Here is a 21,977-nt window from a genome sequence, read left to right on the forward strand (position 1 = left end):
GTTCAGAGTCGGCTCCGCTGAAGCAGGGATGTGTTTGCACTATTTTTATAGTGGTCCGTGTCAGAGACACGGCCGGTGGCTCATTCGGCCAGTTTTGTTGGTGTGATCCCCGCCGGGATCGGACAGATATAAGGCTGCGCGGCGCGCACCCGTTCAAACTCGGCCCGGCAGCCAGCCAGCGCCTGCGGATCCGTTAGCAGTGTTAACACCGTGGCCGCCATCACTTTGCCTGCCAGAAACATCCCCTTATGCCCGATAGTGGTGCGGCCCTGCGCCACCAGTTGCCAGGTGTGCAGCGGCGTGCCGAAGGTAAAACAGGGCGCAAAGCACTGTGCGGTCGGCGTCACCCAGCTGACATCGCCGACATCGGTGGAGCCATACAGCAGCTCACGCGTAACCGCATAGGGCGCGACCTCATCCATGAACAGCTTATTGCCCAGTTGCGCAGCCCAGGCATGACCGGCTTCGCCACCCGTAAGGGCGGCATTGAGCCGGGCGTTGCGCAGATCGTCATCGGTCAGAGTGGCACGCAGTTCCGCCGCAAACGCGCGCTCTTCGTCGCTGTAGTCGGGCAAACCAAACTGATGCAAATAGCGCTCCATGACCGCTTCAAGTGCACGATTAGGCACGTAGTCTGAACAGGCTTTGTCAAAACGCACGGTCAGCGTGGTGTCGGTCATCAGTGCAGCGCCCCTGGCGATGTTAATCACCCGTTCGTAGATCGCCTGCGCCTGCGGCAGTTCCGGGGCGCGAATCAGGTAAAGCACCTCTGCATCGGCCTGCACCACATTCGGTGAAACGCCACCGCTATTGGTGATGGCGTAGTGCAGACGCGCTTCCTGCACGATATGCTCGCGCAGAAAGTTGGCACCGGTATTCATCAGCGTGACGGCATCCAGCGCGCTGCGGCCCAGGTGGGGAGAGTTGGCCGCGTGCGCCGCGATGCCTTTAAAGCTGAACGCCGCCTGGATATTGGCGAGCGTGCGCAAATTGAACATGCCGCTGAAGCCTTCAGGATGCCAGGTTACCGCGGCATCAACGTCGTCAAACAGCCCTTCGCGCACCATAAAAGTTTTGCCCGATCCGCCTTCTTCGCCAGGGCAACCGTAAAAGCGAACCGTGCCGCCCGTGTGATGCTGTTCCATCCAGGCTTTTACGGCGCACACCGCGGCTACACCTGCTGTACCGAGCAGGTTGTGGCCGCAGCCGTGTCCGTTGCCGTTAGCCTCCAGCGGCTGCGGCCGTGCACAGCCCGACTGCTGGCTCAGACCAGCCAGCGCATCGAACTCGCCGAGGATAGCGAGCACCGGCTTGCCGCTGCCCACGCTGGCGATAAAGGCGGTGTCGATGCCACCCACACCGCGTTCCACAGTGAATCCTTCTTTTTCCAGCGCGTCAGCCAGCAGAGCAGAGGATCGGGTTTCGGCAAAACGGGTTTCCGGCGTGTCCCAGATGGCGTCACTGAGCGTGCTGAAGCGGAGCTGATGGCGATCGATATACCCGGCAATAAATGCTTCTATCATCGTGATCCTCCGAACTGTGCCTGATTCAGCGTCAGTGTTGTCAGCAACGTGATGGCGTCTGGCATGACCCGCTCATCAAAGTCGAATTTCGCATTGTGGTGACCCGCCGCCAGGTCACAGCCAAAAATGACGTAAGAGGCCTGGCCGCCACGCTGCTTTACGCGCTCCATCATGTAAGTGGCATCTTCCGAACCTGCCGCCTGCGCTTTACGATCGACCACAGAGTCGAATATGCCGAGTGCATCTGCCTGCTGATGGATAAAATCGACCCACGGTTGCGTCGGGGTACAGCTGCGTGCAGCACCCATTAATGAAACCTGCTGCTCAACGCCATACATCGCGGCTGCACCGGCAATCACCCGCAGCGCCTGCTGATAAATATCGTCATTAACCTGATTAGTGACGCCACGGGTTTCGACTTTCAGCAGGGCGCAGTCGGCCACCACATTGCGGCCGGTTCCTGCCTGTAGCACGCCAACGTTAACCCGCGCCACGCCGCCGCTGTGCTGTGTTAAGCCATGCAGCGCCAGCGTCGCCTGTGCGGCAGCCAGCAGGGCGTTGCGCCCCTCTTCCGGGCGACCGCCCGCATGAGCACCGACGCCGGTGAAGTGAACATCCAGCTTGGTAGTAGCCAGGAAGCTGTCGCTGCCGCATACCACTTCGCCTGCCGGCACGCCGGTACCGATATGAATTGCGGTGAAACGCTCAACGTCATCGACCACGCCCGCCGCGACCATCGCTTTGGCACCACGCACACCCTCTTCGGCGGGCTGGAAGATCAGTTTGATTGTGCCGCTGAGTTCATCTTTCATCGCCATCAGCACGGAAGCGAGGCCCAGACCAATGGTGGTGTGACCGTCATGGGCGCAGGCGTGCATCATGCCGGCGTTGCAGGAGGCGAACCCTTCACGCTGTGGCAGATGATCGTCGGCCTGGCTTTCATTGAGATCCAGTGCATCCATATCGACGCGAAAGCCCATCACCGGACCGGGGCGACCGGTCTCAAGTGTCGCCACAATGCCGCAGAATCCGCCGGAGAAGTGGCTGATCCACTGCGGTAGCGCGCCCTGCTTTAGCGCGCGCGCCTCCTGCTGCTTCAGTACGGCTTCGTCAGGTAAGCCCATCCGCGCATCGGCGTCGATCACTTCACGGCCCAGCTTCAGTTGATAACCGAGCTTATGCAGTTCTTCTGCGACTAACGTCGCGGTGCGGAACTCCAGCCAGCCCGATTCGGCGTAGTGATGGAAGTCGCGACGCCACTGTTGCAGCTTTGGCAGCAGGGCGCAGACGTGCTCTGAAAGGGGTCTCATCGGCTCTCTCCTCGTTGTTGATTTTTTATGCACTGCATCGAATCTACACAATGGAGTTGGGCGGCATAAGATGCGAATATCTTGTGACTGATAAACAACGGTTATCGAAAAACTATGTCTGCCAATCTCAAACTTCATCAGCTGCGCGCTTTCACTGACGTGGCGCGACAGGGCAGTATCCGGGCGGCAAGCCGACTTTCCGGGCTGTCGCAACCGGCGTTAACCAAAGCGATTCAGGAGCTGGAGCGCGAGTTGGGGGCAAAGCTGTTTATCCGCCGTCAGCAGGGTGTCGTGCTGACCGATATCGGTGATAACTTTTTTCGTCATGCCAGCCTGGTACTGGCAGAGCTGCGGGTCGCCGAAGAGGATATCCAGCAGCGATTGGGGCTGGGCGGCGGTCAGGTGAATATTGGCGTGGGTGGCAGCGTGGCCCGCACCATCATGCCGCAGGTGATAAACCAGTTTCATCGCGAATACCCACTCGTGAAGGTGCGCATTGTTGAAGGCCAGCTGGTCTCAATGGTGCATGAGCTGCGTCAGGGAGCGCTTGATTTCACTATCAATACGTATGACCAGAGCCATCTCGATCAGGAGCTGATGTATGAGCGGGTAATGGAACGCGAGTACAAAGTGGTGGTGCGCAAAGGCCATCCGCTGGAGAAAGCCCGTTCTCTGGCAGAATTACAGCAGGCAGACTGGACGATGCCAACCCCGAAAGGCAGTTACTATCGCTTGCTGCACGATCTGTTTGGCGAGCGCGGCATGGCACCTAAAATCGTGGTGACCTGTGAAACCTTTATGGCCTGCACCAGCCTGGTGGCACAAAGTGATTTCATCAGTATTCTGTCGGTCGACGTGATTGACGATCCCATTCTGGGCCGTTCGCTTGTGGCACTGTCGCTCGATGACCCTTTGCCGAAAGCGATCTTCTATCTGATTCAGCGCAAAGACACGACGCTGACCCCAATGAGCAGTTATATGGCACAACTCTTTCGCCGTTATTGTCAGTAAAATCAGTACGTAAAGTCGATCGTCTACACTGTTAAGGTACTGAAAAAATCCAACCGACAAATAGAGGTTACGATGCAAGTTAGTCCTTATCTGTTTCTCTATGGCCGTTGTGAAGAGGCTATCGACTTTTACCTGCAGGCAACCGGTGGAGAGTTACTCTCTAAAATGAAATTCGGTGATATGCCGGATCAGGGTGAGCAGGTCGGCGATGAGTCCGCAGCGCCACAGCCGCCAGAAAAGATCATGCATGCGCAATTACGCATTGGTGACGGTGAGCTGATGCTCAGCGATGGCAATACCGAACAGCCTCCAGCGTCAGAGCATGCGGGTTACGCGGTCAGCCTCTCTACCCATGATGTTGAAAAGGGCAAAGCCTGGTTTGAGAAATTATCGGCAGGCGGCAAAGTGACGACGCCATGGCAGGAGACGTTCTGGTCGAACGGATTCGCGATGTTCATTGATAAATTCAACATTCCATGGCGCATCAATGTTGAGAAGCCGCAGAATTAAATGCAGAGTAGATGCAGTGCTTATCAGATTAGCCTGCAGCTGAAAAGCTGGCCCTGATGCGTGATGTCCTGGGCCAGCTCACCGACTAAACGGGCGGTTGTTGCAACCGCCCGCTATTATCAGAAGTTATAACCCGCCACCAGGTAGTAACCCCAGCCGGTCGATTTCACTTCAAACGGACCCTTGCCGAAGTTCAGCTCCTGGCCATCCGCCCACTGTCCGCCGTTATGGAAGTAACGCGCCACCGCAGAGAAGTGCCAGTGATCGTAACCCAGGGACAGAATGTGGCTGGAGGCAATAGAGTTGCTGGTGCGTGATGAACCGCCTTTCTCATTGAGATCGGAACCCCAGTCGAAGTTGGTGAAGCCCACATAGCCCAGGTTACCACCCCACAGCGTGGTGATTGGCACGAAGTATTTCACCTTAAAGCGATAGCCATCCCAGCTGTTTTCGTTCGCCGCGCCGTAGTTTTCCCACTGATATTTGGCATAGACGTTCAGCGACAGGCCGACATCGCTGTGCGTATCGATATCGGTGCCCAGACCCATGTACCAGGTGTTCTGGCGGTTATCGCTGTTACGGCCCATGTCGTAAATGTAGTTGTTGGCGAAATACCACTCTTTGAACGGGCCAAAGGCCAGGCTGGTGCCGGTCAGCTTGTCGATAGAGAAGCGTGGTTCAATCTCCATAAACATCGGTGAACCGTGGTCGAACACGCCATTGGCATTGCTGTTGCCCACGCCGAAGAAGTTAGGCACGTCGAGATAGCCGTAGAAATCAAACCAGTCTTTCCTGGCAAACGCTTCATATTCCAGATAAACGTCGTTGTTAAACTGCGGTCCGAAACGCGTGTGGTAACTACCGACCACGTTTACGCTCTGATGCCACCAGTCGGAGACATACTGCGGATCGCTTTCCGCTGCCTGCGCAGCACCACTCAATGAACATGCCAGCACGGCACCTGCTATCAACGTTTTATATTTCATTATTATCAGCCACATGCTTTTGACCGCCGCACAGCAGACGCAGTCAGAGAAAAATCGGTCCCTTGATGGGAATGAGGGTTTCACAGCAAATAACAGCCAGTTCTTCAGCCCGCGTAGCGTGCCTGTAACAGATCGATAGAAAATAGATTTTGCTCACGTTTGTCAAAAAGTGTTGCATTACAATTCAGCTAAAATGTGATGAGCTTCACAATAACGGCGTGGATCGAACGGAACCAGGCAACCGTTTACGTTGTCTGGTTCGTGATCAAACAGCGGGAATCAGGGAAGTGTAACGCGAACCTGCAAACCACAAATTGCACCCTGTGGCGAGAGGCAATTAGAAAGGGCGACGTGAATCTGATGCTTTTGAGCGACGTTGCGCACAATGGATAATCCCAGGCCGCTACCCTGAGCTTTAACATCAGGCGAACGGGTAAAGCGATCAAATGCGCGCTCGATAAAGGATTCCGGCATGCCCGGCCCGTTATCCACAATATCGACCACGGTCTTTCCGGCAACCCGATGCAGCAGTACATCGACCAGGCTACCTTCCGGGGTGTGTAGCATGGCGTTACCAATCAGATTATCGAACAGGCTTCGCAGCTCGGAACGGCTGGCCTGCAGACGGTACTGCGTGGAGCCATTAAAGCCGATATCGATGCCGCGTTTATCCGCCACGACCATCAGCTGCTCAATGCTCTCTTTCAGCAGATCTTCCAGTTCGATATGCTCAACGCTGGCGACCACGCTCTGGTCATCCTGGCGTGAGACATTGAGTAATTGCGTGACCAGGTGACGGGTACGTGTCACGCCCGCTTCCAGCTGGCTGAACTGCCGGCTCGCTTCGCCTGGCTGAATATGCTGACGCAGGTTTTCCAGCTGTAACGTCACGGCCGTTACCGGCGTGCGCAGTTCATGAGCGGCATCTTCCAAAAACTGACGCTGTGACGACCAGGCCTCACGCAGTTTACTCAGCAGCGAGTTATAGGCGGCCACCAGCGGCAGGATCTCATCCGGTAAACCTTCCGGTGAGACGTTGTGCGGATGATGCGTCTCCTGCGCGGCAATCTGACGCGAAGCGACCTGCAGATCACGGGTGATCTTGCGTACGACCAGCCAGATCACCAGCAGCGACAGCGGCATCATCAGGATCATTGGAATGATCGCTGACAGCGCCCGTTTGACCATCAATGCCTTCATGTAGCTGAGATTGTGCATCACCTGAATGGTTTTAATCTCACTGCCAGGCAAGCCGGGCCGGGTATAGATGCGCCATTCACAGTCGTCGCACTGACCGATATGGACGTCGCGATAGCCACGCTGGTTTTGCAGCGGGGCCTGCAGCTCCGGCCATGAGCTGGCGCGCAACTGGCCCTGATCGTCCCATAGCTGCACCACAAAGGCGCTTTTCGCCTTGTCAGGCGCAATAAGCATCGGCATCAGGGCGGGCATCTGTTTATTGGTGGACCAGGCATCCGCGATTTTGGCCAGCTGATCGTCCTTCATGGTGCCGACCATATCGCCGTAGCAGCTGAAGAAATACCAGGTGACGCCACCGATCATCAGCAGATGAATAATCAGCAGCGTAGAGAGTAATTTGTTGCGCAGTGAGCGCATAAAGCGAAAAGGTTTCATATTGCCGGCACCCGCCAGCCCAGACCGCGCACGTTGCGGATCACGTCGTTATCCAGCTTGCGGCGCATCCCGTGGATCAACACATCCACCGCGTTGCTGCTGACTTCATCGCCCCAGCCATAGATACGGTTTTCCAGCTGCTCGCGTGACAGAATAGCGCCCGGCCGCTCCAGCAGGGCGTAGAGCAGGGCATATTCGCGCGCCGTAAGCTGCTCACGCTGGCCTTTGTAGAGCACTTCACGGGTCATCATATCCAGCTGCACATCGCCGCTGCCCAATACGGAATCTGCCGCGCCGTGGCTGCGTCGGGTAATGGCGCGCATCCGGGCCATGACTTCCTGTAAATCGAACGGTTTAAGCAGGTAGTCGTCAGCACCGCTGTCGAGTCCCTGAATCCGCTGCGCCACCGTGTCGCGTGCAGTAAGAATGAGTACTGGCGTCGCGTCGCCGCGCCCGCGCGCCCGGCGCAGGACCTGCAGGCCATCATCCCGTGGTAAGCCGAGATCGAGCAGCACGCAGCTGTAGCCGCCTTCGCTCCAGGCGTTCTGGGCATAGACGCCATCGCGCACCCAATCCACCGACCAGCCCGCGCCCTGCAGTGCCTGCTGCAGGTTAGCGCCGATCATTTCATCATCTTCAACCAGTAACACGCGCATGGCTGATCTCCTTCATAAAGATAAGAGAGAGTTTACTCATCAATTGTTAGGCCAGAATTATCCTTCCGCCGTCATACTTCGCACTATGGCGGCGTTGGCTGCGACTTACCGCCCAGGTCACTGACTGATGTCAGCTCTCTGGGACGGCTGCGTCTGACCGCCTTGCCAAAGTACGAATTATTTTGGCGGACCGCTGTTCTCTTACTTCGCACTGTGGCGGCACTGGCTGCTTTTGCTCACCCCAGTCACTGACTGATGTCAGCTCTTGGGGATTCGCCCTTGCCTCAGCACAAATTATTTTGGCAGTCTGCCGGCCTTAACGTTTTGCTGGAGTCGCGTCTGGCCGCGCAATGCGGCACCCGTTTCCGTGCTTGCTAATTCTGCGCTAATTTTCTGCTAATTAAGGGATAAATTTAAACAAGTAAAGTGGTTCCACTGCACATCAGAATCGACAGGAGGAACCATGAATCAGCGCGAGTTTATTCGGAGTTTGCTGGACTGGATTGAGAATAACTTAGGACACGATCTGCACCTGGATGAAGTGGCGCGCCGCTCAGGCTATTCGCGCTGGCATCTGCAACGCCTGTTTCGACAGCATACTGGTTTTTCACTGGCAGAATATATCCGTCAGCGCCGCCTGACCGAGTCTGCGCTCACGTTGCTGAGCAGCAACGAAGCGATACTGCAGGTGGCGATGAACTACGGCTTCGATACCCAGCAGGCCTACACCCGCACCTTTAAAAACTATTTCATGATGACGCCGGGCCAGTTGCGCCGTCAGCGTCGCGTCGAGCCGGATCGGCTGCTGTTCCCCCTGGCGATGGCCAGCTGATGCCTGATAAGATCTTCCCGTCACAGCCAGCAGACGGGAAGGTCGGCCCGCGCTCTGCGCCATTCTCCTCCTGCCTCTGCCTCGCTTTTTTTCCCGCCCGCCACAGCGTCCCAGCCTGAACGTGTTAGTTTGTTGCCAGCATCCCTTTATTTTCGGAGTCGGGAAACATGGAAAACGGCGCGAATTTAACCGCCATGCTGGTATTTGCTCGGGTAGTAGAGTTACAGAGTTTCAGTGAAGCGGCCCGCGCACTGGGCTGGTCCAAATCCCATGTCAGTCGGGAGATCGCCCGGCTGGAGTTGCGGCTCGGTATCCGATTATTGCAGCGCACTACGCGGCGGCTGGCACTCACCGAGATGGGCCAGGCATACTATCCCTACTGTGTGCGAATGCTGGCTGAAGTGCAGCGTGCCGAAGCCTTTGTGCAGCAGTTGCATCAGCAGCCCGCCGGCCATATCCGACTTCAGGCACCCGTCACCTTCGGCTGCCAGTGTGTCGTTCCTGTTCTGAACCGTTTTCTTCGTCGTCATCTGCATATCAACGTTGATCTCGATCTGACCGATCGCAATCATGATCGGCTGGACGATCAGACGGATCTGGCGATTGTGATCCGATCCCGATCGCCGCAGCAGGGCAATTTCCGGGTATTGAGCGATATCGACTGGGGACTCTATGCCGCGCCCGCTTATCTGGCGCAGCGGCCCGCCATCACCCACCCCGAAATGCTGCCGCGCCACGACCTGCTGATGTTCCATGGTCCGGCACACACCGCCGCGCTGCCGTTCCGCCGGGATAAACAGCGACTGGCGCTGGACGTGCGCAGTCGTTTTCGCGCCAACAACAGCATGGCGCTGCTTAATGCCGCGCTGGCGGGCAGTGGCATCGCCTATTTGCCTTCCTACATGGCGCAGGAGGCGATGGCGCGTGGGGATATCCAGCAGCTGCTGCCGGAGTGGCAGATGGATCGCCTGCAAAGCTATCTCCTGCTTCACGACCATCCCGATCCGGTGTCACCGGTGACGCTACTGTGTGATGCACTGGTTGAGGCGCTAAATCCAGGCTGATTGTTGCCTGCTGACAACAATCAGCGCCACAGAGTAACTATTCCGCCACGACTGTTGTTGCTGCGCGACTCCGGTTAGCCTGTATCCCTGATCATTCAACGGATATCACCATGCAACAGTTACCCGAAACGGCAGAGTTTCATCACTGGAAACGGAATTTAGCAGTCTGCGTCGCTGGCTCATTTACCACTATCGTGGCGATGACGCTGCTGCTGCCGTTTCTGCCGCTCTATATTCAGCAACTGGGTGTTGAGCAGCCTGCGGCTATTGCCCGCTGGTCCGGGCTGGCCTATGGCGCAACCTTTTTCAGCGCCGCGCTGACGGCACCGCTGTGGGGCCGGCTGGCTGATCGTTATGGTCGTAAACTGATGCTGATTCGGGCCAGTCTCGGAATGGCGATTGCGATGTCGCTGATTGGCATGGCGACGGCGCCGTGGCAACTGGTGGCGCTGCGCCTGCTGGCGGGGCTGCTGGGCGGCTACGCATCGGGATCGACCATTCTGGTGGCAGCGCAAACCCCAAAAGCGCAGACGGGCTGGGCGCTGGGCATCCTCTCCTCGGGCATTATGGCGGGCAACGTGGTCGGGCCGCTGCTAGGGGGCGTCTTGCCGCCGCTGATTGGCATCCGTCAGACTTTCTGGCTGACGGGCGCGGTGATTTTTCTCGCTTTCCTCGCCACCACCTTTTTACTCAGAGAGTTGCCGCGTGCTGCGGCGACGTCGCGCGGCAATCCGCAACAGCTGCCTGCAGAGCAGCCGGTTAACCACAATCTGGTGCGGCTGATGTGGCTCTCGGGCATGTTGCTGATTTTCGCCAGCATGTCGATTGAGCCGATTATCACGCTCTATGTGGGCGAGTTTGTGCGGGGTGACCATCGGGTGACAGTGGTAGCCGGACTGGTGATGTCTGCTGCGGCGCTGGGCACGATCCTGGCGGCACCCCGACTGGGTCGTCTGGCCGATCGGGTGGGGCACTGGCGGGTACTGACCGGCGGTCTGGTAATCAGCGGGCTGCTGCTGATTCCACAGGCATTTATCACGGCAGCCTGGCAACTGGTGTTATTACGTTTTCTGATGGGGATGGCCCTGGGCGGATTGATGCCGTGCATCACGGCGATTATCCGCCATAACGTGCCGGCCTCACAGGTGGGGCGGATGCTGGGGTTTTCGACCTCGGCGCAATATATCGGCCAGGTGAGCGGCCCGCTGTTTGGTGGGGTGATCGCCGGTGCGTTTGGGATGCGACCCGTGTTTCTGGCAACCTGCGGAGTAATGTTATTTTGCGCGTGGCTTAACTGGCGCGGAATGCAGAAATAGCGCGATCAAAAAAGGCGGACCGGAGTCCGCCTTTTGTTATTCACTTTCCAGTGAATTACTTCTGATCAGGTAATGCGTAGGCAATCACATAGTCACCCAGCTTGGTACCAAATGAGCCATGACCACCCGCCGCGATGACAACGTACTGCTTGCCATTCACTTCATAGGTCATCGGCGTCGCCTGGCCGCCTGCTGGCAGACGTGCTTCCCAGAGCAGTTCGCCGGTATCGGTGCTGAAAGCACGCAGGTAGTTATCTGCGGTCGCTCCAATGAAGAATACCTTGCCCGCGGTGGTGACAGGACCACCCAGCATTGGCATACCCATTTTGAACGGCAGCGGAACCGGTGCGCTGTCGCGAACGGTACCGATACGCTGTTTCCAGACAACGTTGTTGGTTTTCAGATCCACCGCGGAGACATAACCCCAGGCAGGCTGTTTGCAAGGCAGACCAAACGGTGACAGGAACGGGTTCAGCTCGACGCCATACGGCACGCCATACTGTGGCTGAATACCGGTTTCCGTACCTGAACCACCCTCAGCACCTTTCGGCGGCTCAATCGGGTTGCCCGGGCCACGTGGAACCAGCTTAGAGACAAACGGCAGCGCCATTGGGTTAGCAATTGCGATCTGACGATTAGGATCAACTGCGATGCCGCCCCATTCGAACATACCGAGGTTACCCGGGAAGACCAGCGTGCCCTGCTCAGATGGCGGCGTAAACGGACCTTCATAGCGCAGACGCTTGAAGATCACGCGGCACACCAGCTGGTCGAACATCGTCGCGCCCCACATGTCCTTGTCCGTCAGGTTCTGTTTCGGACGGAAGGTCAGCTCAGAGTAGGGCTGAGTGGCAGCAACGTGGTCGCCTTTAGCGGCACCCTGTGGCACTGGCGTTTCTGGCGCGGGAACTACTGGCTTGCCGGTGCGACGATCCAGCACAAAGATATTGCCGGTTTTCGCTGGCGCGTAAACAACCGGTACGGTGTTGCCATCTTTATCGGTGATATCAGCCAGTGTCGGCTGAGACGGCAGATCCATATCCCACAGGTCGTGATGCACGGTCTGATAAGACCAGACCAGCTTACCGGTCGTGGCATTCAGGGCCAGTACGCTGCTCGCATAACGTTCCTGCTCTGGCGTGCGGTTGCCGCCCCAGATATCCGGCGTGGTCACACCCATTGGCAGGTAAACGGTATCCAGTTTCGGATCGTAAACTGCCGGGGCCCATGAGTTCGGAGAGTTCATGGTGAAGGTGTGTTCATCAGCCGGAATAGCATTCGGGTCTTTCGCGCCGGGATCAAATACCCACAGCAGTTTGCCGGTATTCACATCAAAGCCACGAATCACGCCTGATGGCTCGCGAGTCGAGAAGTTATCGGTAACCGCACCCGCCATCACGATGGTGGTATTGGTAATCACCGGCGGAGAAGTTGGCTCGTACATACCCGCTGTGGTGACAGGCTGTTTATGCTGGAGATCCAGCTCGCCGTTGACACCAAAGGACGGGCAGCGTTCGCCAGTCTCTGCGTCCAGCGCAAACAGACGGCCATCGTTCACAGGCAGATAAATACGACGTGAGCAGATAGCAGGCTGAGTGTTCGCTGCATCGGCTGCTGCGGGCACTTCGTGGTAAGAGACACCGCGACAGGTCACGTGCTGGAAGGTCGGGTTCACCTTCATGCCCGGATCGAACTTCCACTTCTGCTTACCGGTTGCCGCATCCAGCGCAAACAGAATCTGGTGTGGCGAACAGAGATAAAGCGTGTCGCGGATTTTAATCGGGGTCACTTCGTCGGTGATTTCACCGGGATCGTTAGGGGTTTTCATGTCGCCTGTCTGGAACTGCCAGGCAACCTGCAACTCTTTCACGTTCTGGTGATTAATCTGCTTCAGCGGCGAGAAACGGGTTCCCTGCTGATCGCGCGCATACGCGGGCCAGTCAGCATCCGGGATGTTGCTCAGCGGCGTAGCCTGCGGAGCGTTGTCAGCGGTTTCTGGTACAGACCCGTTGATAACCTGCGGATCGTTGAATACCGCATAAGCCAGCACGATGGCACTGGCAATCAGCGCGACAGCCATCGAACCCAGTGCCGCTTTGCTGCCGGCATTGAAGCTGCGATAAACAAACGGCAGGATCAGCCAGACACCGAAGATCACCAGCACATCAGTGCGTGGTGCCAGTGCCCAGAAGTCGGTACCCACTTCCCACACGCCCCAAATCAGGGTGCCGATCAGCAGCAGCGCATAAAGAACCAGCGCGGTGCTTTTGCGACGGGAAAGCAGATAAGCGGTGACAAGCATAATCACACCGCCGAAAACGTAATACCAGGAACCACCAATGGCGGCTAACCAGCCACCGCCAATCAGCATAAACGCGCCCGTCAGCACTGCGAACAGTACTGTCAGGAAACGAATTACGCCAAAAGATGAGGAGTTTTTCCCCATAATATCGACCTCGTTTCGTTGCCATAAAACACACGAAAACAACCAGATAGGCTGTTTCCAGTTATCAAGTACAAATGATTAAAGGTGTTCTTGAGTATCTCTTCCGATAAGACAGACGGTCCCTTTGTGTTAAATGTTATAGCAAAATTAGATCGAGGTTTGATTTTTTTAGCTTAAAGCGCTTAACAATTGGAGTAATACGACATTTTATGAGGGATTAAAGGACGTTAAGCGCACCGCCATGTGCCCTTAACGCCGGAAGGCAGGATTTGTGAATCAGCCGCTAATAAGATCGCCATCCGAGCGTTGCTGTTGCCAGCCGCTAATGTTTATCTCAGTAAACTGTTCAGCGGTTAAAGGCGGCGTATGACATCGCACGATGACCTCTGCACCTTTTTCACGGAATGTCGCCATAAAAAAGGGAAAGGTAAATTTTTCGTAATTATCACTGAAGAACCATTCACTTAAAACAATACCTGAAAAAGGAAAGGATTCAAGTAGTCGCCAGTCTGCTCCCGGCGGTGCAAAATCATAAAGCCAGAAATCAAATTTCGTTGTTAATTCAAGCAGTGACGCACTGTTCGCAGCTAAGCTGGAATAATTTATTCCAATCCGGACGCGCTCATTTTGTAAATGTGCATAGGCGTCCGGAATCGCGATCATTTCCTGCAAACGAATATCGCCAACCGGAACAATCATTAATGCTTCTTCACTTGCAATTTTGTTGTGCAATGAAACAATGTTGTTTGTATTAAGTATATTTCCGCGGTCCTGGTTTTGCTCAAGATAAGGCACGCTATAGCAAATGCCTGTGACATTACGCTTAACGTGATGAATAGGTTCAGTAACATAAGGGTTATATAAACTGTTTTTCATTATCTCTACGAAATGCAATAAAAAGGATTTATTGATAATTAAGCATATAAAAAATCGCATTTTTTTAAACGCGTGAATAAATATAGATCAACTGCATAATCCAAATCACCCTTTTGTTGGATTAGAAAGTAAATATACCTATTAACAGTGAGATGATAATTCCTTTGGTATCTGATGATGTGCTGGAATATATTCAATGGTAGGTATCAATAGGTTGTTAATAATCAGGATGGGGCTGACACACCGTTACTGCAAAGTAATGCAGTGTATTGCGCAGTAAGACAGGGCTGGAGCCGCAGGCCATGCGCTCTCATCCGGGTCTGTTAACCGGGTATCGTCAACATTTACACCAATAACACCGCGCAACGACGCGGGTTTTCTCACCTGATTTGGGATAAGACATGGGATTTATGGCATCCGCAGCGGAAGAGTCGCTGTGGCGACATCGGACTTTTGTCGCCTTCTGGCTAGCGCGCACCTGCTCATCATTTGGTTTTCAGATGTTCTCGGTGGCGATCAGCTGGCAGATCTATGCGCTGACCAACAGCGCAATGGCGTTAGGGATGATTGGCCTGATGCAGTTTCTGCCGTCGGTGTTGCTGGCGCTGCCAGCGGGTCATCTGGCGGATCAGTATGACCGGCGGCGCATCGTCCTGTTCGGCCAACTGGTGGAATTTGTCGCACTGCTGGCATTAGTGGTGCTTACCTTATTTCATACTGCCGATAAGACCGCGCTTTGGGGGCTGGTCTTTATGATTGCGGTGGCAAAAGCGCTGGAGTGGCCGGCGATGTCTTCGATGTTGCCCTCACTGGTGCCTCCTTCGATTCTGGCACGTGCTATGGCGATGAATTCAGTTGGCGGGCAGGCGGCTGTGATTGTCGGGCCAACGCTTGGCGGGCTGCTTTATGTTGCTGGCCCGCATGTGGTGTATGGCGTTTCCGGACTCTTTTATCTGATTTCGCTGACGCTGGTGAGTCTGCTGCGCTATGAGCGCCCGGTGCAGGCCCGTTTGCCAATGAATTTAAAGAATCTGTTTGCCGGTATTCACTTTATCCGTGACCGTAAAGATGTGCTTGGGGTGATTTCACTCGATCTGTTCGCGGTGTTACTGGGCGGCGCGACGGCGCTGCTGCCGATTTTTGCCAAAGATATTCTGCACACCGGGCCCTGGGGGCTGGGGATGTTGCGCGGTGCGCCATCGGTGGGGGCGTTGCTGGTGGGTATCTGGCTGAGCCGTCATAAACTGGAAAAACATGTCGGGATGATTATGTTTGGCTCAGTAGCAGGCTTTGGCGTTGCGACCCTGCTATTCGCGCTTTCCACGCAACTCTGGCTGTCACTGCTGGCGCTTTGCGCCCTCGGCGGCTTTGATATGGTGAGTATGGTGATTCGCGGTGCGCTGGTGCAGCTGGATACGCCGGATACCATGCGCGGGCGGGTGAATGCGGTTAACGCGATATTTATTAATACCTCGAATCAGCTGGGTGAATTTGAGTCGGGGTTGCTGGCCGCCTGGGTGGGCGCAGCACCTGCGGCAGCAATTGGCGGCATCGGTACGCTGATTGTGGTGGCGTTGTGGATGAAGTTGTTTCCGCATCTGCGGCGGCGTCAGAAGCTTGAGAATGAGGTGGATCCGGTTCAGGACTAGCGTTGTAGCGGGTTGGGTTGGCTGAGGAGATGTGTGCGGTTATGGTCTGCGGTGCACGCTCAGGGAACATACGCCTTTCGCAAAGACGCAAAAGCGCCATTCCTGGCAGGCTCAGCGCGGGCGATTACGCACCTCATCCCTGAGGTGCGCCCGTTGCCGGGCCAACGCGTTGCGTTGTTCAAAAACGCTCCCTGCGTTTTTATCCGGGCGGCGCGATGCTTTGCTACAGGCGTATGCTCCCATCACTATAAGTGCGTAAGTTTCCTCGGGCTGAGGAGCGGTTTGTTTGGCTGGTTGTGGGGATTTGTGCGGTGAGTGCGTGGTCGCTGGCGCAGGTTTTATTAGCTGGCTCAGTACAAAGGTTGTAACTGGCCCGAAGGCCAGTACAGGAAGTTACCAGTCATACTGCCATTCAAATCCCAGGATCAGAGGGGGAGGCTGACCCGCAGGATGGGGCTATCAGGCCCCGGTTTTTCCCAGGTTGGCGTCAAATGTTTGCCAGCTTTCACGCATATCCACTACGCTGCGGGTTTTGCGCGCCTCATCGATTTTTATGGCGGTGAGGCCCGCTTCCAGCGCGTCCACGACTGAAACTTTCAGCGGTGTTCCCTGTTTAATATGTTTAACGATCTCTTCGGCCATCAGCGCATCTGCGCCATAGTGGCCATCATAAGCGTTGCCGCTGTAGGCGGTGTCGACCTCTTTCTCACCGCTGCGCGCGTTATGTACACGGAAGTAGTTTCGTACGAAGTCGCCTTCCGCCATGCCGTCAGTGCCCATGACACAGAAACGGCGGAACTCATCCGGCACGTTCAGGTTGGCGTGGAAGGCGAGTGTTGCGCCGCCTTCGTACTCAATCAGGGCAGTCTGGTAGTCGACGATATCAGCGTCGCTGTCGAAGACGGCGTCGGTGCTCGACCAGCCGCTGGGTTTCACGTGGTAGAGCTCTGACTCCGCGGTGATCGCACCCTGCGGCGCATGCGCGGGGGTAAAGGATTTCCGGCCACCAAAGCTGGCGACGCGGATCGGACGCTCCTGTAACAGCCCCTGGTAGAGGTCGATGTCGTGGCAACATTTTTCCAGAATATAGGGACCGGCGTACTTCTCCAGACGTCGCCAGTCGCGCTGGAAGAATGCGCCGTGGTAAGGCTTGATATGTTCTGTCGCCTCGATCGAGGTGATCTCACCCAACTGTCCGGCATCGCGTGCCGCCAGCAGATCGTGATAGAGCGGGGAGTAACGCAGCACCAGACCAACCAGAATGCGTGCCTCGCCATACTGGCGCACCAGTTTCGCCATCTCCATGGTCTGCTCTTCATTAATCACCACCGGCTTTTCGGTAAACACGGTGTAGCCCGCCGCCAGCGCCTGACCCACATGTTCCAGATGCAGGAAGTTGGGTGAGCCAACCAGCACCACATCCATTCCGCCGTGTTCAAGCAGCGCGTCGATGGACGCAAAGGACTGGCCGGGCGCGATACCAAAGCTGTGCAGATTAGGCAGTCCGGCGGGCGCCGGATCGTAATAACCCACTACCGAGAAGGCGTCGTCGGCTTTGCTGAACTCTTTGATCACGTGGGACAGACGAAAGCCGAGACCGATAATGCCTACTTTCATGTTAAACCCCTGCTCCTGAATTCGGATGATGCATAGCCCGCCTGTGTCCGGACGCGCCTGTTGATAATCTGACCACCAACTTATTACGACAGAAAAACTAATGTCAATAACGTGCTGCGCATTTTGCGAGGGTGATTTTTGTTATAACCATGTAAATTAACGAAAAAGTGTCGATATTTTTTTGCCATATTTATTTGTTATTGCGATTTAAGTTTTTTTATCCTATCGTTCGCTCATTATGGCTATAACCCTTAATCAGGGAAGGAAGCGCGTGCAACCACACTATCTCCTTGGCATTGATGGCGGCGGTACACAGTGTCGTGCGCGGTTAACCGACCTGCAGGGCCGTGTGCTGGCGGAAGCCACTGGCGGTCCAGCTAACGTCTGGTCAGATTACGACGCGGCGCTGACCTGCGTCGGGCAACTGATTGACCGGATATTGTCACACGCGGGATTAGCCCCGGAGGCTCTGGCGCAGACCGCGCTGGTTGCCGGATTAGCGGGGGCCAATGTCGCCTCGGTGCAGGCAAGGCTTGCCAGCTGGCAGCCTGCCTGTGCGGCGTTACAGGTGGTCAGCGATGTGGAAATCGCCTGTGCGGGCGCACATTCCGGCGCACCGGGCGCTGTCTTTATTATCGGCACCGGCAGTCAGGGAGCCGCGTGGGATGGCGAGCAGTTTACATTGCTGGGTGGCTGGGGCTTTGCCCTCTCTGATCAGGGATCGGGTGCTGAGCTGGGTCGTCGTGCACTGCGTCTGGCGCTGCTGGCCCATGAGGCGATCATTCCACAGAGCGCCTTTACACAGCAGCTGATGACGCAGTTTGACGACAGCCCGGAAACCATGCTGCTCTGGACGCGCTCAGCGACGCCTGCAGACTGGGCCCGCGTAGTGCCGCGAATTTTTGCAGCCGCCGACGCAGGCGATCGTCACGCTCAGGATCTGCTGCATCAGACTGCCACCGATATCGGCCTGATGGTGCGCCGTCTGATTGCGCTGAGCAGCGGGCGGGTGGCACTGATGGGTGGCCTGGCCACGCCGATTCAGCGCTGGCTGGACGACGATATTCAGGCCCGGCTGGTGAGGCCGCAGGGCGATGCCCTGAGCGGCGCGCTGATACTGGCGCAGCAGCTGGCGCCTGTCCGATTACCGATCTGACGCTGGCGGAGCTTCTTCCGCCAGATAACCCGAGGAACTTATGACCGCTCCCAACGTAACCGCGCGTATTCTGCGGTTGATTGTTGAAAATGCGCCGATCAGTCAGTCAGACCTGAAAGTCCGAAGCGGACTCAGCATGTCGACCGTGTCGCAGGCCACTAATCGCCTGCTTGCGCAGGAGATTGTGCAGGAGCTGGGGCTGCGTCGCGTATCAATGGGGCGGCCAAAAACCCTGCTGGGCCTCAATCCCGATCGCGCCAGCGTGATTGGCATTCAGCTCAATGCGGAACGTAATCTTATCGTTATGACCGATCTCAGCGGCAATCTGCTGGGCGAACAGCAGATGCCCACAGGCACGCTGACACCCCGCCAGCTTGGCGATGCGCTGGCGAAATTCCTGCGCGGCGTGGAGGAGAAGCGGGTGGGTGCGATTGGTCTGGCACTGTCGGGTCTGGTGGATGCTGAAAATGGCTACTGCATTCGCTCTAAAGTGCTCGACTGGGACAACGTCCCGATTGCGCGTCTGCTGGAAGAACGTTTCTCACTGCCGGTATTTATCGAGAACGACGCCAACGCGATGGCAATGGCGGCGCTGGTGTTTGGTCAGCTTGGCAATGCACAGTCGGCGGTGATCGCCACCTATGGCAAAGGGATTGGTGCGGGCATCATCCTGAATCGTCAGCTCTACCGTGGCCGTCACGGCAAAGCGGGCGAGATTGGCAATGGGCTGGTGGGGGACGGCTCGCTGCGTCTGCTGGAGGATGTCGCCTCATCGCGTGCCATTCTGCAGCGGCTTGCAGCGCAGGAACCGGTGGAAGGCCTCACGTTGCAGGCGCTGGATCAGCGTCCTGCGCCTGAGGTACTGGCGGTGCTGGAAGAAGCAGGACGTGAGCTGGGCATTTCGCTGGCGAACCTGTCAGTGGCCTACGATCCGGATGTGGTTTATCTGGCGATGGAGCCGCACATGGCGTCGCGCATTCTGCTCGATCACATCACTCAGAGCTTCCAGGCCTACCGGCTTAAACTGACGCCACAGATGACGCCGCTGCAGTTCCTGACGGAATCGAACCGGATGTGGGCGCTGGGTGCGGCGGGTTTTGCCGTCAACCGGCTGCTTGATCTGCTGGCGGCGCAGGCCGATGAAGAGCCGGTCACCTGAGTGATCTCTCAAATAAAAAAACGGGCGCTGCGGCGCCCGTTTTTGTTTCCACGCGTCCTTAGCGCAGGCGCATTCCCTGCTCATCAAACAGCAGGCAGTGCGCGGCAGAAAAGCCCAGTTCAACCTGGGTTCCGAGCTCGCGCGTCGTCGCCTCGCGCTCTTCCACGACCAGCATCTGTTCACGCCCGATATCCAGGTAGAGATAGTTGGTGTGACCCAGCATCTCGCCATAAGCCAGCTCGCCGTGAAAGCGCAATGCGTCCGGCGTCTGCGCGGCAGGCTGGAAATGTTCAGGACGAATGCCCAGCGTGACGGTTTGTCCCTCGCGGCAGTCGGCGGCGATTTTCAGCACCAGCCCCTCAATCTTCAGTTCCGGCACCCGCAGTTGCACTTCCCCCGCGCCCGTGGCGCTGATTTCCGCCCGTAGGAAGTTCATTTTTGGTGAGCCGATAAAACCGGCGACAAACAGATTATCCGGGTCGTGATAAAGCGTCAGCGGTGCACCGACCTGCTCAATGCGGCCCTGACGCAGCACCACGATGCGGTCAGCCAGCGTCATTGCCTCCAGCTGATCGTGGGTGACATAAATCATGGTGTTGCCAAGCGAGGCGTGCAGCCGGGCAATCTCAATGCGCATCTGCAGGCGCAGCTCTGCATCAAGGTTAGAGAGTGGCTCATCAAACAGGAAGATGCGCGGATGACGGATAATCGCCCGGCCAATTGCCACGCGCTGCCGCTGTCCGCCAGAGAGCGCACGCGGCAGGCGGTCGAGCAGTTCGGTGAGATGCAGGCGGGCGGCCGTCTGGGCTATCGCCTCGTTAATCTCCGCTTTGGACTTTTTCATTACCTCCAGCGGATACGCCAGGTTGCCGCGCACCGTCATGTTGGGGTAGAGCGCATAAGACTGAAACACCATAGCAATGCCGCGCTCAGTGGCGGGCTGCTGTGTCATGTCCTGCTCCTCAATCAGCAACTGCCCGCTGCTGATCTCCTCCAGCCCGGCGATCATCCGCAGCAGCGTCGACTTGCCGCAGCCAGATGGCCCAACAAACACGACAAATTCGCCACTGTTTATCGTCAGATCGATGCCATGAATGACATTGACGTGTTCATACGACTTCTTCACATTCTGCAAGCGCAGGCTGGTCATCGGCTACCTCACTCAGAGTAACTGGCCCATGTAGATGGCATTGCTGCGCATGATTGGGGTAAACCCCATGCGCGCATAGAAGGCACAAACCTGCTCGTTCTGCAGGCTGACGCCAAGATGAACACCACTGACGCCAGCAGCGCGGAGCGCCGCCAGTTCATGCTCAATCATCCGGCGACCCCAGCCGCCTTTCTGTGCCGCCGGCAGCAGGTTGATATGCAGATGAGCAGGCCACTGCGTCACCAGGATCTCAGCGGCCTGGTCGGGATGGCGTATTGAATCGAGCACTTTGCTGTCGAGCGGGGCACTGGCGCTGCGATCGCGATATTTCTCCTGCAACTGCGGCCACCATTCGGCCTGAAGCTGCGCTTCAAACGCGCGGGTATCCGGCGCGGCGACCACGTAACCCTGCACCTCACCGTCCTGCTCCAGTACAAAAGCAAAGTCCGGCGCAAAATGCGCATAGGGCACGGCAAAACGCTGGCCGGGATAGTCAGGATCGGAGTAGAGCGCGCGGGCATCGCCGCCCGCATCGGCTGTTTCCAGGCAGATGCGGTAGAGCGCCGGGTAGTCCGCCGGTGTGGCCGGACGAATGACACCTTGATTCGCCATGGTGAGTTCTCGTGAGTGAGGGAACCGGTCAGGGATTGAACAGCTCCGCAGGTAAAAGTTACGTTAATGAAAGTGGACTTAGTTTTCAAGATAGAATAATTACCTTATCGCACTAACGCAGGCGGTTCGGCAATGTTTACCGGCATCGGGATGCACAACTGTGATCGCCAACACGCCCGGAACAGGGCGGCTGGCGGCAGATTCACGGCCGGTCAAAAGAGAAAAGTGTGAGCGTGATAGGATTTTCATATGTTTTATCAGGACGTTATTTTGCGATTATTCCTCTGGCATCTCCTGCTGCAGAAAAAGCGGCTGGCGACGTGCCGCCACGGTTAATGGCGTAAAAGCCAGCGCGGCGTGCTGATTTGCGCGCCATGTCGCTGATTATTTGCGCGTGCTCACAGCCTGACAATTCGGTCGGCAGGCTGTTTGACTTTATTTTTTTATTAAAGTAAGTATGAGTGAGTGC

General features: G+C 56.6%; 18 protein-coding genes. 8 read left to right on the plus strand and 10 right to left on the minus strand.

Going from position 1 to position 21,977, the window contains the following annotated elements; translation table 11 throughout:
• Window positions 1-80 precede the first annotated feature (80 nt).
• Window positions 81-1,523 carry a M20 family metallopeptidase gene (locus Q7C21_RS18075; protein ID WP_375150995.1) on the minus strand — a complete coding sequence of 481 codons (1,443 nt, stop codon included), beginning with the start codon at window positions 1,521-1,523 and terminating at the stop codon, window positions 81-83.
• Window positions 1,520-2,833, minus strand: coding sequence for an amidohydrolase (locus Q7C21_RS18080; RefSeq protein ID WP_286865711.1), 1,314 nt, complete (start codon window positions 2,831-2,833; stop codon window positions 1,520-1,522). The genes Q7C21_RS18075 and Q7C21_RS18080 overlap by 4 nt, the downstream gene beginning before the upstream one ends.
• 114 nt (window positions 2,834-2,947) lie before the next feature.
• Here Q7C21_RS18080 and Q7C21_RS18085 point away from each other — a divergent pair, with 114 nt between their 5' ends.
• Both Q7C21_RS18085 and yjdN read left to right on the plus strand, forming a co-directional pair.
• Complete coding sequence (locus tag Q7C21_RS18085) at window positions 2,948-3,844, plus strand: LysR family transcriptional regulator (RefSeq protein WP_003855692.1); 897 nt, start codon at window positions 2,948-2,950, stop codon at window positions 3,842-3,844.
• Window positions 3,845-3,916: 72 nt separating this feature from the next.
• Window positions 3,917-4,354: a VOC family metalloprotein YjdN gene (yjdN, locus tag Q7C21_RS18090; RefSeq protein ID WP_003855690.1), complete on the plus strand. Its 438-nt coding sequence runs from the start codon at window positions 3,917-3,919 to the stop codon at window positions 4,352-4,354.
• Between the two features lie 119 nt (window positions 4,355-4,473).
• On the opposite strand, the gene Q7C21_RS18095 is transcribed toward yjdN, so the two are convergent.
• The 3 genes from Q7C21_RS18095 to Q7C21_RS18105 all read right to left on the minus strand — a co-directional run bounded on the left by Q7C21_RS18095 (window position 4,474) and on the right by Q7C21_RS18105 (window position 7,631).
• On the minus strand, window positions 4,474-5,340 hold the full coding sequence (locus Q7C21_RS18095) for a nucleoside-specific channel-forming protein Tsx (protein WP_033743432.1): 867 nt from the start codon (window positions 5,338-5,340) through the stop codon (window positions 4,474-4,476).
• Between the two features lie 279 nt (window positions 5,341-5,619).
• Window positions 5,620-6,975: a HAMP domain-containing sensor histidine kinase gene (locus Q7C21_RS18100; RefSeq protein ID WP_003855688.1), complete on the minus strand. Its 1,356-nt coding sequence runs from the start codon at window positions 6,973-6,975 to the stop codon at window positions 5,620-5,622.
• A complete protein-coding gene (locus Q7C21_RS18105; RefSeq protein WP_003855687.1) occupies window positions 6,972-7,631 on the minus strand; it encodes a response regulator in 660 nt (219 codons plus the stop codon). The genes Q7C21_RS18100 and Q7C21_RS18105 overlap by 4 nt, the downstream gene beginning before the upstream one ends.
• Window positions 7,632-8,094: 463 nt before the next feature.
• On the opposite strand from Q7C21_RS18105, the gene Q7C21_RS18110 reads away from it, so the two are divergent.
• From Q7C21_RS18110 to Q7C21_RS18120, 3 genes are all read left to right on the plus strand, one after another.
• Window positions 8,095-8,463: a helix-turn-helix domain-containing protein gene (locus Q7C21_RS18110; protein WP_003855685.1), complete on the plus strand. Its 369-nt coding sequence runs from the start codon at window positions 8,095-8,097 to the stop codon at window positions 8,461-8,463.
• 167 nt (window positions 8,464-8,630) lie between these two features.
• Entirely contained in the window at window positions 8,631-9,527 is an 897-nt protein-coding gene (locus Q7C21_RS18115) for a LysR family transcriptional regulator (protein ID WP_039660644.1), read from the plus strand.
• 110 nt (window positions 9,528-9,637) lie between these two features.
• Window positions 9,638-10,843 (plus strand): MFS transporter, encoded by a 1,206-nt coding sequence (locus Q7C21_RS18120; RefSeq protein WP_375150996.1) that lies wholly within the window; start codon window positions 9,638-9,640, stop codon window positions 10,841-10,843.
• 55 nt (window positions 10,844-10,898) lie between these two features.
• On the opposite strand, the gene Q7C21_RS18125 is transcribed toward Q7C21_RS18120, so the two are convergent.
• Both Q7C21_RS18125 and Q7C21_RS18130 read right to left on the minus strand, forming a co-directional pair.
• Entirely contained in the window at window positions 10,899-13,289 is a 2,391-nt protein-coding gene (locus Q7C21_RS18125; protein WP_375150997.1) for a glucose/quinate/shikimate family membrane-bound PQQ-dependent dehydrogenase, read from the minus strand.
• A gap of 276 nt (window positions 13,290-13,565) precedes the next feature.
• Window positions 13,566-14,165 carry a hypothetical protein gene (locus Q7C21_RS18130; RefSeq protein WP_375150998.1) on the minus strand — a complete coding sequence of 200 codons (600 nt, stop codon included), beginning with the start codon at window positions 14,163-14,165 and terminating at the stop codon, window positions 13,566-13,568.
• A 401-nt stretch (window positions 14,166-14,566) separates the two neighbouring features.
• On the opposite strand from Q7C21_RS18130, the gene Q7C21_RS18135 reads away from it, so the two are divergent.
• Window positions 14,567-15,814, plus strand: coding sequence for an MFS transporter (locus tag Q7C21_RS18135; RefSeq protein WP_003855675.1), 1,248 nt, complete (start codon window positions 14,567-14,569; stop codon window positions 15,812-15,814).
• Between the two features lie 459 nt (window positions 15,815-16,273).
• Here the strand turns inward: Q7C21_RS18135 and Q7C21_RS18140 are convergent, their stop codons facing one another.
• Window positions 16,274-17,431, minus strand: coding sequence for a Gfo/Idh/MocA family protein (locus Q7C21_RS18140; protein WP_003855673.1), 1,158 nt, complete (start codon window positions 17,429-17,431; stop codon window positions 16,274-16,276).
• A gap of 271 nt (window positions 17,432-17,702) precedes the next feature.
• Between Q7C21_RS18140 and Q7C21_RS18145 the strand changes: the two genes are divergently transcribed.
• A complete protein-coding gene (locus tag Q7C21_RS18145; RefSeq protein ID WP_039660639.1) occupies window positions 17,703-18,587 on the plus strand; it encodes a BadF/BadG/BcrA/BcrD ATPase family protein in 885 nt (294 codons plus the stop codon).
• A gap of 40 nt (window positions 18,588-18,627) precedes the next feature.
• Window positions 18,628-19,746 (plus strand): ROK family transcriptional regulator, encoded by a 1,119-nt coding sequence (locus Q7C21_RS18150; protein WP_003855670.1) that lies wholly within the window; start codon window positions 18,628-18,630, stop codon window positions 19,744-19,746.
• Window positions 19,747-19,804: 58 nt separating this feature from the next.
• Here the strand turns inward: Q7C21_RS18150 and Q7C21_RS18155 are convergent, their stop codons facing one another.
• Both Q7C21_RS18155 and Q7C21_RS18160 read right to left on the minus strand, forming a co-directional pair.
• The gene (locus tag Q7C21_RS18155; protein ID WP_008926639.1) at window positions 19,805-20,896 is read right to left on the minus strand and encodes an ABC transporter ATP-binding protein; all 1,092 of its coding nucleotides are present in this window, start codon (window positions 20,894-20,896) and stop codon (window positions 19,805-19,807) included.
• Window positions 20,897-20,908: 12 nt separating this feature from the next.
• Window positions 20,909-21,508 carry a GNAT family N-acetyltransferase gene (locus Q7C21_RS18160; RefSeq protein ID WP_039660638.1) on the minus strand — a complete coding sequence of 200 codons (600 nt, stop codon included), beginning with the start codon at window positions 21,506-21,508 and terminating at the stop codon, window positions 20,909-20,911.
• Window positions 21,509-21,977: the final 469 nt, after the last annotated feature.

Source organism: Pantoea sp. ANP04 (genome assembly GCF_041982285.1).
Taxonomy (GTDB): Bacteria; Pseudomonadota; Gammaproteobacteria; order Enterobacterales; family Enterobacteriaceae; genus Pantoea; species Pantoea eucalypti.

Coding starts and splice junctions, on each gene's coding strand:
- Q7C21_RS18130 (WP_375150998.1), bottom strand. CDS start 14,165: ATGAAAAACAGTTTATATAACCCTTATGTTACTGAACCTATTCATCAC.
- Q7C21_RS18115 (WP_039660644.1), top strand. CDS start 8,631: ATGGAAAACGGCGCGAATTTAACCGCCATGCTGGTATTTGCTCGGGTA.
- Q7C21_RS18075 (WP_375150995.1), bottom strand. CDS start 1,523: ATGATAGAAGCATTTATTGCCGGGTATATCGATCGCCATCAGCTCCGC.
- yjdN (WP_003855690.1), top strand. CDS start 3,917: ATGCAAGTTAGTCCTTATCTGTTTCTCTATGGCCGTTGTGAAGAGGCT.
- Q7C21_RS18140 (WP_003855673.1), bottom strand. CDS start 17,431: ATGAAAGTAGGCATTATCGGTCTCGGCTTTCGTCTGTCCCACGTGATC.
- Q7C21_RS18120 (WP_375150996.1), top strand. CDS start 9,638: ATGCAACAGTTACCCGAAACGGCAGAGTTTCATCACTGGAAACGGAAT.
- Q7C21_RS18155 (WP_008926639.1), bottom strand. CDS start 20,896: ATGACCAGCCTGCGCTTGCAGAATGTGAAGAAGTCGTATGAACACGTC.
- Q7C21_RS18095 (WP_033743432.1), bottom strand. CDS start 5,340: ATGAAATATAAAACGTTGATAGCAGGTGCCGTGCTGGCATGTTCATTG.
- Q7C21_RS18135 (WP_003855675.1), top strand. CDS start 14,567: ATGGGATTTATGGCATCCGCAGCGGAAGAGTCGCTGTGGCGACATCGG.
- Q7C21_RS18160 (WP_039660638.1), bottom strand. CDS start 21,508: ATGGCGAATCAAGGTGTCATTCGTCCGGCCACACCGGCGGACTACCCG.
- Q7C21_RS18150 (WP_003855670.1), top strand. CDS start 18,628: ATGACCGCTCCCAACGTAACCGCGCGTATTCTGCGGTTGATTGTTGAA.
- Q7C21_RS18105 (WP_003855687.1), bottom strand. CDS start 7,631: ATGCGCGTGTTACTGGTTGAAGATGATGAAATGATCGGCGCTAACCTG.
- Q7C21_RS18110 (WP_003855685.1), top strand. CDS start 8,095: ATGAATCAGCGCGAGTTTATTCGGAGTTTGCTGGACTGGATTGAGAAT.
- Q7C21_RS18080 (WP_286865711.1), bottom strand. CDS start 2,833: ATGAGACCCCTTTCAGAGCACGTCTGCGCCCTGCTGCCAAAGCTGCAA.
- Q7C21_RS18100 (WP_003855688.1), bottom strand. CDS start 6,975: ATGAAACCTTTTCGCTTTATGCGCTCACTGCGCAACAAATTACTCTCT.
- Q7C21_RS18085 (WP_003855692.1), top strand. CDS start 2,948: ATGTCTGCCAATCTCAAACTTCATCAGCTGCGCGCTTTCACTGACGTG.
- Q7C21_RS18125 (WP_375150997.1), bottom strand. CDS start 13,289: ATGGGGAAAAACTCCTCATCTTTTGGCGTAATTCGTTTCCTGACAGTA.